Here is a 13,016-nt window from a genome sequence, read left to right on the forward strand (position 1 = left end):
GGCCACTTCGTTGACCTGGCCGGTGGCCGAGGACACTTCGCGGATCGATGTATGAATTCGCTCCACGAAACGATTGAACGCCGTGCCAAGGACGCCGAATTCGTCCTGATTCTGGATGGTCAGGCGTTTGGTCAGGTCGCCTTCACCGTCGGCGATGTCTTCCATGGCGCGGGTCATCACGTGCAGCGGCTGGATCAGCAGGCGGATCAGCATGCCCAGCAAGCCAATGATGATGGCCACTGCAATCAGGGTCGCGATGATCGCCGAGGTGCGGAATTCGCTGAGCATGGAGAAGGCTTTGTCCTTGTCCACCGACAGGCCGATGTACCAGTTGACCGAGGACAGTCCCTTGATCGGGGTGAAGGTCACGATGCGGGTTTTGCCGTCGACTTCGATCTCGCTCGGCTTATTACCGATGACGGGCGTGTCTTGTGGGTAGACGTCCTTGAGGTTTTTCATCGCCAGCGTTTTGTCCGGGTGGACCAGGATCTTGCCGTCGGCGCTGACCAGGAACGCATAGCCCATGCCGTCGAAGTCCAGCGCGTTGAGGCTGTCGGTGATCGCTTGCAGGCTCAGGTCGCCACCGACCACACCGATGTTCTGACCGTCCTTGAGAACGCTGTCGACGATGGAAATCACCAACTGGCCAGACGCCAGGTCGATGTAAGGTTCGGTCAAGGCTGACCCGCTGGTGCTTTGCGCGCTCTTGTACCAAGGGCGGACGCGAGGGTCATAGCCGTCGGGCATCTTGCTGTCCGGACGGATAATGAAGGTGCCATCCTTGTTGCCCAGGTAGGCACCCATGAAGGTCGATGTGACAGCCTTCTGTTCCAGCAGTTTGGCGACGTTGTCGGTCTCGGCGTTCAGGGCAACGGTCTGTGACAGGTTTTCGATCAACAGGCTACGACCCGCCAGCCAGGTCTGAATATTCTTGGCGGTGACGTTACCCATTTCTTGCAGGTAGTTGTCCAGGTCGCGGCGTATCGCATTGCGCTGCAAATAGTCGTTGTACAGTGTGAACGAAGCGAATGCGGCGATAACGATCAGGGCGGCGGCAAGCAGTATTTTATGGCTGAAGCGCAGGTTTTTATTCATGGCTTGGGGTCCGCTAGGTCTTAATGTCCAGGGCGTGCTTTTATAAAGGCACGCAAATTGGGCAGTGTTGAAAGTAAGCTGATAGTTCCGTCTCTCCTTAGGGAATTACCGACGCTATTTTCAGTCTGGTCTCTCGGTTGTTATCGGCCATGCAGGATCAAAGATTAACCATGGGTGACAAAATGCCTGACTCATCGCAACTCGTTATCGGCGCTGACCTCGCTGGCCAGCCAATCGCCCAGGCCATGCGCCTGGCGAACCGTCACGGTTTGGTAGCGGGCGCTACCGGGACCGGTAAAACCGTTACGTTGCAGCGCCTGGCCGAAGCGTTCAGCGATGCAGGCGTGGCGGTGTTCGCGGCGGATATCAAAGGCGACTTGTGCGGCCTGGGCGCCGCCGGTAACCCTCAAGGCAAGGTCGCGGAGCGGATCGCCGGCATGCCCTGGCTGAACCATAAGCCTCAGGCGTATCCGGTAACCCTGTGGGATATTCACGGTCAGTCCGGTCATCCATTGCGCACCACCTTGAGCGAAATGGGGCCGTTGCTGCTCGGCAGCCTGCTGGAGCTGACCGACAGTCAGCAGTCGGCACTTTATGCCGCGTTCAAGGTGGCCGACCGCGAAGGGCTGTTGCTGCTGGATTTGAAGGATTTGAAGGCGCTGCTCAATCATCTGCGCGATAACCCCGAATTGCTGGGCGATGACGCGGCACTGATGACCACCGGTTCCAGCCAGGCACTGTTGCGCCGTTTGGCGACGCTGGAACAGCAGGGCGCCGAAGCGTTGTTCGGTGAACCGGCACTGCAACTGGAAGATATTTTGCAACCGGCGATGGACGGTCGCGGGCGCATCCATTTGCTCGACGCCAGCCGTCTGGTGCACGAAGCGCCGAAGGTCTACGCGACGTTCCTGCTGTGGTTGCTGGCTGAATTGTTCGAGCAACTGCCGGAACGCGGCGATGCCGATAAACCGCTGCTGGCGCTGTTTTTCGACGAGGCGCACTTGTTGTTCGCCGGTACGCCCAAGGCGTTGCAGGATCGTCTGGAGCAAGTGGTGCGGCTGATCCGTTCGAAAGGCGTGGGCGTGTATTTCGTCACCCAATCGCCGGGGGACTTGCCGGATGATGTGCTGGCTCAGTTGGGCCTGCGTGTTCAGCATGGCTTGCGCGCGTTCACCGCCAAAGAGCAGAAATCCCTGCGGGCAGTGGCCGAGGGCTTCCGGCCGAACCCGGCATTTGACGCCTTGTCGGTGTTGACTGAGCTGGGCATCGGCGAGGCATTGGTCGGCACCTTGCAGGACAAGGGCACGCCGGAGATGGTCCAGCGTGTACTGGTCGCACCGCCGCAATCGCGGATCGGGCCGCTGACCGAGACTGAGCGCACGGTGCTGATTGCCGGTTCGCCGTTTAAAGGGCGATATGACAAACCGGTTGATCGCGAATCGGCCTATGAAGTGCTGATGGGGCGCAAGGGGTTGGCGCCGGAGCCTGAAACCGCGCCGGGCAAACCTGCCCCCGAAGAGCCGAGTTTCACCGAACAGGCCGGGGAATTCCTCGGTACGGCCGCAGGACAGGCGCTTAAATCGGCGATGCGACAGGCGGCCAATCAATTGGGCCGACAACTGGTACGCGGGTTGATGGGGTCATTGCTTGGGGGCAGTAAGCGCCGCTAGCGAGTGTACGCAGTCAAAATGTGGGAGCGGCGGTGTGGCGCTCCCACATTAAATTTGAGTCAGGATTTAGGTTTTGCGTGCGCCGCAAGGCGCTCCAGCGCCGCCCTTAGATTCGGGTCGGTAATCCCGTCAGCCGTCGCTTGAATGGTCGCCGCGGCATCCGTCGACAAATCCATGGTATGCCCAGCCGCTCCTTGCTGAACGGTCGGTGGCTGCACCTTGAACAGGATCCGCGTCAGGCTGGCGAACTCGTCGAACAGCTGTAACTGGCGTTGCAGACGCTTTTGTTGATAACGCAGGCGGGTGGCCCAGTGACCGTCGGTGACAATCAGCAATAAACTGCCTTCGCGCCACGACGCCACATGGCAATGCTCGCGGGCGGCCGGTTGCAGCTGGCTTTCCACCAGACGTTGCAAATGACCCAGGCGTTGAGCGTGGCCAAAGATGGCTTTCAGCGGTTTGGCTTCGCGAAGCAGAACGGCGGGTGCTCTGGCCGTGAGAGGGCGAAATGCCATGATCGAACACCTGAAGTAACAGAACGGCCATGGTAACAGAAAGCACCCGCTGGTCCCGACCCATTGCTTTACGAGCGCTTTACCCATTAAATCAACGAGTAACTTGTACCCTCAATGGGTTGAAGTTCAGTAAAAAGCCCTTATTTTAAGTGAGCCCCGTCACAGCGCAGTGCATGCATCGTGGAACAACGCCACTTTCCTCACCATCGTTTCCGGGTAGAATGCTCGTTCGCATGCGGCCATGAGGGCTGCACGGGCGACTCACGGGGCCGCCCTCCATCCCTTTAGTGTGGAAGATCCTGCCGATATGTTTGCGCCTTTGTTAAAGAAACTTTTTGGAAGCAAGAACGAGCGTGAAGTCAAACGCATGCTCAAGACGGTGCAGCTCGTCAATGCCTTCGAAGAGCAAATGGTGGCCCTTTCGGACGATCAATTGCGTGCCAAGACCAACGAGTTCAAGGCCCGCCTCGCCAAAGGGGAAACCCTCGACAAGCTGCTGCCAGAAGCCTTTGCGGTCGCCCGCGAAGCCGGTAAGCGCGTCATGGGTATGCGCCACTTCGATGTCCAGCTGATCGGCGGCATGACCTTGCATGAAGGCATGATCGCGGAAATGCGTACCGGTGAAGGCAAGACCCTGGTGGCAACACTGGGCGTTTACCTCAACGCGCTGTCCGGCAAGGGCGTGCACGTTGTGACGGTGAACGACTACCTGGCCCGTCGTGACGCCAACTGGATGCGTCCGCTCTACGAATTCCTTGGCATGACGGTCGGCGTGGTCACGCCATTCCAGCCGCCGGAAGAGAAGCGCGCCGCTTACGCCGCCGACATCACCTACGGCACCAACAACGAATTCGGTTTCGACTACTTGCGCGACAACATGGCGTTCAGCATGGAAGAAAAATTCCAGCGCGAACTCAATTTTGCCGTGATCGACGAAGTCGACTCCATCCTCATCGACGAAGCCCGTACCCCGCTGATCATCTCCGGTCAGGCCGAGGACAGCTCCAAGCTGTACATCGAGATCAACAAACTGATCCCGCAGCTTGAATTGCACATCGAGGAAGTCGAAGGGGAAGTCACCAAGGCCGGCCATTACACCATCGACGAGAAGACCCGTCAGGTCGAACTCAACGAAGCCGGTCACCAGTTCATCGAAGAAATGCTCACCCGCGTCGGCCTGCTGGCTGAAGGCGAGAGCCTGTATTCGGCGCATAACCTGGGCTTGCTGACTCACGTCTATGCCGGCCTGCGTGCGCACAAACTGTTCCATCGCAATGTCGAGTACATCGTGCAGGACGGTCAGGTGGTGCTGGTCGACGAACACACCGGCCGTACCATGCCGGGTCGCCGTTTGTCCGAAGGTCTGCACCAGGCCATCGAAGCCAAGGAAAACCTGAACATCCAGGCCGAGAGCCAGACCCTGGCGTCGACCACGTTCCAGAACTACTTCCGTCTGTACAACAAGCTGTCCGGCATGACCGGTACCGCGGACACCGAAGCGTTCGAATTCCATCAGATCTATGGCCTGCAGGTCATGGTCATCCCGCCGAACAAGCCGTTGGCGCGTAAAGACTACAACGACCTGGTGTTCCTGACCGCCGAAGAGAAATACGCGGCGATCATCGGCGACATCAAGGAGTGCATGGCTCAGGGCCGTCCAGTGCTGGTGGGTACCGCCACCATCGAAACGTCCGAGCACATGTCCGGCCTGCTTCAGAAGGAAGGCATCGAACACAAGGTTCTGAACGCCAAGTTCCACGAAAAAGAAGCCGAAATCATCGCTCAGGCCGGTCGTCCGGGTGCACTGACCATCGCCACCAACATGGCCGGTCGTGGTACCGACATCCTGTTGGGCGGTAACTGGGAAGTGGAAGTGGCTTCGCTGGAAGACCCGACCCCTGAGCAGATTGCCCAGATCAAGGCCGACTGGCAGAAACGTCACCAGCAAGTGCTGGAGTCGGGCGGCTTGCAGGTGATCGCTTCCGAGCGTCACGAATCGCGTCGTATCGACAACCAGTTGCGCGGTCGTGCCGGTCGTCAGGGCGACGCCGGTTCCAGCCGTTTCTACCTGTCGCTGGAAGACAGCCTGATGCGCATCTTCGCCTCTGACCGGGTGAAGAACTTCATGAAGGCGCTGGGCATGCAGTCCGGTGAAGCGATCGAGCACCGCATGGTGACCAACGCCATCGAGAAGGCTCAGCGCAAGGTTGAAGGCCGCAACTTCGACATCCGTAAGCAGCTGCTTGAGTTCGACGACGTCAACAACGAACAACGTAAAGTGATCTATCACATGCGTAACAGTTTGTTGGCCGCCGACAACATTGGCGAAACCATTGCCGATTTCCGTCAGGACGTGCTCAACGCAACCGTCAGCGCACACATTCCGCCACAATCGCTGCCTGAGCAGTGGGACGTGTCCGGTCTGGAAGCGGCGTTGCAGAGCGACTTCGGTGTGGCGCTGCCGATCCAGCAATGGCTCGACGAAGACGACCACCTGTACGAAGAAACCCTGCGTGAGAAGCTGCTCAACGAACTGATCGCCGCGTACAACGAGAAAGAAGACCAGGCCGGTGCCGAAGCACTGCGCTCCTTCGAGAAGCAAATCGTACTGCGCGTGCTCGACGACCTGTGGAAAGACCACCTGTCGACCATGGATCACCTGCGTCACGGCATTCACTTGCGTGGTTATGCGCAGAAGAACCCGAAGCAAGAGTACAAGCGCGAGTCCTTCACCTTGTTCTCCGAGCTGCTGGATTCGATCAAGCGCGACTCGATTCGTGTGCTGTCGCACGTTCAGGTGCGCCGCGAAGATCCGGAAGCCGAAGAGCAACGTCTGCGTCAGGAAGCCGAGGCGCTGGCTGCGCGCATGCAGTTCCAGCACGACGAAGCGCCTGGCCTGGAGCAACCGGAAGTGTTGGGTGAAGAGATCGATGTAGCTCTCGCCACCGCACCGGTTCGCAACGAGCAGAAGCTGGGCCGTAACGAGCTGTGCTACTGCGGCTCGGGCAAGAAGTACAAGCATTGCCACGGGCAGATCCAGTAAACCCCGTTTCAAACGCTGAAATACCCGCGCCGCGACCGGCTTCTGCCGTCGCGGCGTTTTGCCATTTAAACCACCGTCCATCGCACTGACGGTGCCAACATTTTTTAAGGAGCGCATTCATGGCTGTTGGTCTTGGTCCTTTGCCAACGTTGCACCCGGTTGCCGGTTTTGAACTCGGTATCGCCTCGGCCGGTATCAAGCGCCCGGGGCGCAAGGATGTCGTGGTCATGCGCTGTGCCGAAGGTTCCACCGTGGCGGGCGTGTTCACCCTGAACGCTTTTTGCGCCGCTCCCGTGATCCTGGCCAAGCAACGCGTGCAAGGTCCGGTACGTTACCTGCTGACCAACACCGGCAATGCCAACGCCGGCACCGGCGAACCAGGCCTGGCCGCCGCCGAGCGCACCTGCGCCAAGCTGGCCGAGCTGACTGGCGTTGATGCCAGCCTGGTGCTGCCGTATTCCACCGGCGTGATCGGCGAACCGCTGCCGGTCGAGAAAATCGAAGGCGCGTTGCAAGCTGCCCTCGATGATTTGTCGGAAAACAACTGGGAAGCTGCCGCCACCGGCATCATGACCACCGACACTCTACCCAAGGGCGCCAGCCGTCAGTTCCAGCATGACGGCGTGACCATCACTGTCACCGGCATCAGCAAAGGCGCGGGCATGATTCGCCCGAACATGGCGACCATGCTCGGTTACATCGCCACCGACGCCAAAGTCTCCCGCGAGGTGCTGCAAAACTTGCTGCTGGACGGCGCCAACAAGTCGTTCAACCGCATCACCATCGACGGCGACACCTCGACTAACGACTGCTGCATGCTGATCGCCACCGGCAAGGCCGCACTGCCGGAAATCACCCGTGCCGAAGGCGAGCTGTTCGCCAAGTTGAAACAAGCGGTATTCGAAGTGTGCATGGACGTGGCCCAGGCCATCGTGCGTGACGGCGAAGGCGCGACCAAGTTCGTCACCGTTGAAGTCAACGGCGGCGGCAATCACCAGGAATGCCTGGACGTCGGTTACACCGTGGCCCACTCGCCGCTGATCAAGACTGCGCTGTTCGCCTCCGACCCGAACTGGGGCCGCATCCTGGCCGCTGTAGGCCGTGCCGGTGTACCGAACCTGGACGTGAGCAAGATCGACGTATTCCTTGGCGAGGTGTGCATCGCCAGCCGTGGCGCGCGTTCTGCCACCTACACCGAAGCCCAGGGCGCGGCGGTGATGCAGCAGGAAGAAATCACCATCCGCATCGAGCTGGGTCGCGGCGATTGCAGCGAAACCATCTGGACCACCGACCTGTCCCACGAATACGTGAAGATCAACGCCGAGTACCGCACGTAAGACAGATCGCTTTCGCGGGCAAACCTCGTTCCTACAGGTCACACCACCTGTAGGAGCGAGCTGTGCGGCGATCCGACTTGCCCGCGAAGACGGACCACCAGACGCTAAAGATTCTGGCTTGTACTCTTACCAAAAGGCGCCCGAACATGAGCCTCCACCTGATCATCGGCGACAAACTGTATTCTTCCTGGTCCCTGCGCGCCGCGCTGGCCCTCGACCTGACCGGCGCGTCCTACACCGAAGAACTGATCAAGCTGAACCAGCCGGACACCCGCGCACGCGTGCTCAAGCATTCGCCGACCGGGAAAGTCCCGCTGCTGAAAAGCGAACACGGCACCATCGCCGATTCGCTGGCGATTGCCGAGTACCTGGCCGAGCAATTCCCCGATGCCGGCCTCTGGCCCAAAGACACCGCCGCCCGAGCCCAAGCGCGTTCGGCTTGCGCGCAGATGCACAGCGGTTTCTTCGCCATGCGCGGCAACATGCCGTTCGACCTGAGCCACAATGCGCCGTTGGTGCCGACTCCGCCTGACGTTCAGGCCGAGATCGAGCGCATGCTGGCGTTGTGGGCTGAATGTCGTGCGGCCGCGACTGAAGCCGGCCCGTTCCTGTTCGGTGGCGCGACCCTGGCCGATGCGTTTTTCGCACCGATCGCCGTCCGCCTGCGCACCTATCAAGTGAAGCTGCCCGAGGTCGATGCAGCCTATGTCGAAACCATTTACCAATGGCCAGCTTTCAAGGCCTGGCAGAAGGCAGGTCTGGAGGAGGTCGGGCAGTGAAACGAGTACACGTGGCCGCGGCGGTTATCCGCGATAGCAACGGCAAGATCCTCATCGCCCGGCGTGCCGACACCCAGCATCAGGGCGGCTTGTGGGAGTTCCCCGGTGGCAAGGTCGAGGATAACGAATCCGTCGAAACTGCCCTGGCCCGCGAGCTTCACGAAGAGTTGGGCATTGTGGTCAATACCGCGCGACCGTTGATCAAGGTTCACCACGACTACCCGGACAAGCAGGTGTTGCTGGATGTCTGGGAAGTCTCGGCGTTTACCGGCGAACCCCATGGTGCCGAAGGTCAGCCTTTGGCCTGGGTGACTGCGCGGGAACTGCTGGACTACGAGTTTCCAGCCGCCAACCAGCCGATCGTCTCGGCAGCACGCTTGCCTGGCGAGTACCTGATCACCCCGGACGGTCTGGAAACCCCGGCCTTGCTGCGCGGTATTCAGAAAGCCATCGCGGGCGGCATCAAGCTGATTCAGTTGCGTGCGCCCAATGGCTATGACCCGCAATACCGCGATCTGGCGGTGGACGCGGCGGGGCTGTGTGCCGGCAAGGCGCAGTTGATGATCAAGGGGCCGTTTGAATGGCTGGGGGACTTTCCGTCCGCCGGCTGGCACATCACTGCCGCGCAGTTGCGCAAGTACGCGACGGCCGGCCGACCGCTACCGGCGTCGCGCTGGTTGGCGGCGTCCTGCCACAACGCTGAAGAGCTGGCGCTGGCCGAGCAGATGGGCGTGGACTTTGTGACCCTGTCGCCGGTGCAGCCGACCCAGACGCACCCGGATGCTCAGCCGCTGGGTTGGGAGCTGGCGTCGACTTTGATCGAAGGCTTCAGCAAACCGGTGTTCTTGTTGGGTGGTGTTGGCCCGGTAGAGCGGCAGAAAGCCTGGGAAGCGGGCGCGCAAGGTGTGGCGGGGATTCGGGCGTTCTGGCCTGAGGCTTGATTTGCAGTGCTGTGATCATTCCCACGCTCCGCGTGGGAATGATCAGTCGATCAGTTTGAAGGTTTCGCCGCAGGCTGCCATAAAATCTCGGCAATCCCCTGGCGCTTGGCAATCAACCGTGCCGCCACAAACAACAAATCCGACAACCGATTGATATACGCCAGGCCCACCCCGGCCAACGGTTCGATCGTATTCAATTGCTGACACCGGCGTTCGGCACTACGCGCCAGGCTGCGGCACACGTGGGCCTGGGCAATCAGCGCCGAACCGCCGGGCAGAATGAAATTCTCCAGCGGCCCCAGCTCTTCATTCCACACATCAATGGCCGCTTCCAGCCGTTCGATTTCTGCCGTGTTCAGTGCCTGATACACCGGCATCGCCAGTTCGCCACCGAGGTCGAACAACCGATGCTGGCAGGGCGCCAATACCTCGATCACTTCGCCAAGCCCGGGAAACTCGCCACTTTGCGCCGCCAACCCGGCCAACAGCACGCCCACCTGGCTGTTCAGCGTATCGACCTCGCCAATGGCCTCGATTCGCGGATGGTCCTTGGGCACCCGGCGGCCGTCACCAAGCCCGGTTTCGCCTTTGTCACCGGTGCGGGTGTAAATCTTCGACAAACGAAAGCCCATGGTTACCTCGACAGCTGATTGAGTTCTTGAGAGTTCACCGCAGTGCCCGACAAAGGCAGGCGCAAGGTGAAGCAAGTGCCTTGGCCCGGCGTCGATTGCACTTCCATCTGGCCCTTGTGGTTGTTGGTGATGATGAAATACGAAACCGAGAGCCCAAGGCCGGTGCCCTGACCGATTTCCTTGGTGGTGAAGAACGGCTCGAACGTGCGTTTGCGCACGCTTTCGCTCATGCCGATGCCGTTGTCCTCGACCTGGATTTCCGCCCACGGCGGATTCAGTTTTGTGCGCAGAATGATCCGCCCCGGTTCGCGGTCGTCTGTACGCTGGTGAATGGCTTGCGCAGCGTTTTTCAGCAGGTTGAGCAGCACCTGTTCCAGTTCGTTGGCGGTGCCGGGTACCGGGCCCAGCGCCGGATCGAACTGGCGAATGATCGCCTGGCCCTTGAAGTCGAAGCCAATGGCCAGGTCGAAGTCGTTGCCGGCGATTTCCACCGCTTGATCGATCAGTGCCGGCAGGTCGCATGGTGCCATTTGCCGAGTGCTGCGGCGGCTGAAGCTGAGCATGTGGGTCACGATCTTCGCCGCCCGGGCGCCAGCCTGCTGAATGCCGTCGAGCAGCTGCGGTACTTCACGCGCTTTCAGGTACTTATTGACCGTTTCCAGTTCGATGCCCATTTGCTCGGCCTGTTCGAGGTTCTTCGGCAGGTCGGGGGACAGACGTCGACGAATGTTCTGCACGTTGTGCAGGATCGCGCCCAGCGGGTTGTTGATCTCATGGGCCATACCGGCGGCGAGGCCGCCGACCGAGAGCATTTTTTCCGACTGCACCATCATCTCTTCCAGGGACAGACGCTGGGTGATGTCGTCGATCCGGATGACCACGCCACGTCCGGCACCGCCCATCAACGGGTAGAACGTCAGGGCGTAATGCCGGGGTTCGTCGTCCTTGGGCCAGGTAACGCGTTCGATCTTGGCCACCGTATGCTGCTCGACGGTTTGCTTGAGCTGCGGCAGGAACGGCTTGAGGGGTTTGAAGGCGAGAAAGATCGGCTGGTTCAAGGCTTCGTCCAGGCGCGTGCCGGACAGTGCGCTGGCCTCCTGATTCCACTGGGTCACGTAAAGCTGCTCGTCGAGGGCGATCAGTGCCGATGGCATGGAGTCGATGATGCTGTTGAGGTAGTTCTGGAAACCGGTAAGTTTTTTCTCGATCTTGCTCCGCACCTGAACTTCCAGTTCCAGCTTGCGGTTGGTGTGACGGGTTTCTTCGGCCAGCCCCTGGGCCTGGTCGTAAGCCGCCTGGGAATCGTCGCGGGCGCGTTTGAGCTGCTGCTCCCGGGCCTCGATGCGCGAGAGCATGGTGTTGAACGCTTCGGCGAGGCTGCCGATTTCGTCGTGGTTGCCGCGAGAGGCGCGCAGGGCGTAGTTCTCTTCCCGGGTGACTTGCCGGGACAGCTCTTCGAGCTGATGGATGGGGCGGGTAATCAGGCGTTTGATCTGCCGGGCGATCACCAGCCACAACAGCACGCTGAAGATCAGAATCCCCAGGCTGGCGGTCAGGGTCCCGGTGTAGAACGCCATCGGCAATTCGCTGCTGGCCACCAGCAGCAAATGCCCGGGAGCGGTGCCGGGGCGGGGCAGGGTGATCACTTGATTGCTGCGAAACTCCGTGGCTTGCCAGGCTTCGAGGTGCTGGTAGTGCTCTGGCAGGCTCAGCATGTCGCCGTGTTGCAGCTGCGCCAGACGCGTACCCGTGCCGTCGTAAAGGGCTGCCGCACGCAGTGGTGAATAACTGTTGAGTTCGTTGAGCAGGCGTTCGGCGTTTTGCGGCGACTTCAGGGCGTCGGACACCAGGCTCGGGTTGGACACCAGTCGGCCGATGGTCTGCAGGGCCTGGGGGGCCATGCTTTCCTGGGAGATGTAATACGCGGCACTGATAAAGGTCAGGTTGGCGACCAGCAAAACGGTGGTCAACAGCACCAGCAGGGCGGCCAGCAGTTTCTGGCCGACCGGAAGGTTTTCAAGGCGCTGGCGCAATGGCATCAGGTTCATCGCTGAAAAGGAACAAGTGGCCAGCGTAGCCGCTGCTCAGTCGCTGGGCAATCCAAGGCTGTGCAGATGATCGATCAAGCGCTGCTGCAATTGATTGAGGTGGGGCAGGTTCAACTGATGCCGCGACGCAACTTTGCAGGCATGGCCCAAGAGGTAGCTGATTTCGGTGCGGCGCTGATTGGCGACATCCTGGTACATCGAGGAGAAATTGGTCGCGGTAGCCTTGATCACCCGTTCGACTTCCTCCCGGAGGTTTTCGGCTGCCGCCGGCTGGCCGCAGCGCTCCAGCAGTTCGGTGAGTTCGGCGCACAGGGTGGCCACTTCGCACTGATGTTGCTGCAAACCGCCGTTGCGGCATTCGTGCAGGACGGTCAACGGGTTGATCGCACAATTGAGCGCCAGCTTGCGCCACAGCCTTGTGAGAATGTCGGTGCTCCACTCATGGGGAATGCCGGCGTCGCTCAAGTCCTCCAGCCAGAACGGTGCCACTGGATGGCCGGCATCTCCCAGCCAGGTGTAACCATGACCGGCAAACACCACACGCCAGTCGCCATCGCGAAACGCGCCTTCGGTACTGGAAGCGAAGATGCAGCGGGCATGCGGGACTTGCGCGGCGACGGCGTCCTGGCTGCCAAGGCCGTTTTGCAACAGGATCAGTTCGGCGTCCGGTGTCAGTCGGTGGGAGAGTTGGGCCACGGCTGTTACGGCGTCATAGGCTTTACAGGCCACCAGCAGACGGCTGATCGGTCCGTCGCTGTCGGCTGTTTCGCCGGGCACCGGGTACAGCTGCGCTTCGCCGTGCTCGACCAGCGTCAGCCCGCCCGCCGCCTGATAGGCCTGCAGGCGCGCCGCGTCCCGTACGATCAGCCTGACCGGTACTGAAGCCCGTGCCAGACGGGTGGCCCACAACGTGCCGAGGCTGCCGGCGCCCAGAACATGCCAAGGGGTAGACATCA

General features: G+C 60.6%; 9 protein-coding genes and 1 pseudogene. 5 read left to right on the forward strand and 5 right to left on the reverse strand.

Features of this window, described 5'->3' with window-relative positions; genetic code table 11:
* Positions 1-63 precede the first annotated feature (63 nt).
* Positions 64-1,095, reverse strand: a pseudogene (locus PGR6_RS30690) (HAMP domain-containing protein); the annotation flags it as partial.
* A gap of 182 nt (positions 1,096-1,277) precedes the next feature.
* Here PGR6_RS30690 and PGR6_RS05910 point away from each other — a divergent pair.
* Positions 1,278-2,765: a helicase HerA-like domain-containing protein gene (locus PGR6_RS05910; protein ID WP_064621202.1), complete on the forward strand. Its 1,488-nt coding sequence runs from the start codon at positions 1,278-1,280 to the stop codon at positions 2,763-2,765.
* A 59-nt stretch (positions 2,766-2,824) separates the two neighbouring features.
* Here PGR6_RS05910 and PGR6_RS05915 read toward each other — a convergent pair whose 3' ends face one another.
* Positions 2,825-3,280 (reverse strand): DUF721 domain-containing protein, encoded by a 456-nt coding sequence (locus PGR6_RS05915; RefSeq protein ID WP_018926518.1) that lies wholly within the window; start codon positions 3,278-3,280, stop codon positions 2,825-2,827.
* Positions 3,281-3,587: 307 nt separating this feature from the next.
* Between PGR6_RS05915 and secA the strand changes: the two genes are divergently transcribed.
* From secA to PGR6_RS05935, 4 genes are all read left to right on the forward strand, one after another.
* Complete coding sequence (gene secA / locus PGR6_RS05920; RefSeq protein WP_018926517.1) at positions 3,588-6,323, forward strand: preprotein translocase subunit SecA; 2,736 nt, start codon at positions 3,588-3,590, stop codon at positions 6,321-6,323.
* Positions 6,324-6,442: 119 nt separating this feature from the next.
* Positions 6,443-7,660, forward strand: a complete 1,218-nt coding sequence (gene argJ / locus PGR6_RS05925; protein WP_019581492.1) for a bifunctional glutamate N-acetyltransferase/amino-acid acetyltransferase ArgJ — start codon at positions 6,443-6,445, stop codon at positions 7,658-7,660.
* Positions 7,661-7,806: 146 nt separating this feature from the next.
* A complete protein-coding gene (locus PGR6_RS05930; RefSeq protein ID WP_064616347.1) occupies positions 7,807-8,439 on the forward strand; it encodes a glutathione S-transferase family protein in 633 nt (210 codons plus the stop codon).
* Positions 8,436-9,380: a Nudix family hydrolase gene (locus PGR6_RS05935; RefSeq protein ID WP_064616349.1), complete on the forward strand. Its 945-nt coding sequence runs from the start codon at positions 8,436-8,438 to the stop codon at positions 9,378-9,380. The genes PGR6_RS05930 and PGR6_RS05935 overlap by 4 nt, the downstream gene beginning before the upstream one ends.
* Positions 9,381-9,430: 50 nt before the next feature.
* On the opposite strand, the gene PGR6_RS05940 is transcribed toward PGR6_RS05935, so the two are convergent.
* From PGR6_RS05940 to PGR6_RS05950, 3 genes are read right to left on the reverse strand one after another with little or no spacing between them, the layout of a single operon-like run.
* The gene (locus PGR6_RS05940) at positions 9,431-10,012 is read right to left on the reverse strand and encodes a cob(I)yrinic acid a,c-diamide adenosyltransferase (RefSeq protein ID WP_018926513.1); all 582 of its coding nucleotides are present in this window, start codon (positions 10,010-10,012) and stop codon (positions 9,431-9,433) included.
* A gap of 2 nt (positions 10,013-10,014) precedes the next feature.
* A complete protein-coding gene (locus tag PGR6_RS05945) occupies positions 10,015-12,051 on the reverse strand; it encodes a sensor histidine kinase (RefSeq protein ID WP_064621203.1) in 2,037 nt (678 codons plus the stop codon).
* A 45-nt stretch (positions 12,052-12,096) separates the two neighbouring features.
* Complete coding sequence (locus PGR6_RS05950; protein ID WP_064616351.1) at positions 12,097-13,014, reverse strand: putative 2-dehydropantoate 2-reductase; 918 nt, start codon at positions 13,012-13,014, stop codon at positions 12,097-12,099.
* Positions 13,015-13,016 lie beyond the last annotated feature (2 nt).

It is taken from the genome of Pseudomonas sp. GR 6-02 (assembly GCF_001655615.1).
Taxonomy (GTDB): domain Bacteria; phylum Pseudomonadota; class Gammaproteobacteria; order Pseudomonadales; family Pseudomonadaceae; genus Aquipseudomonas.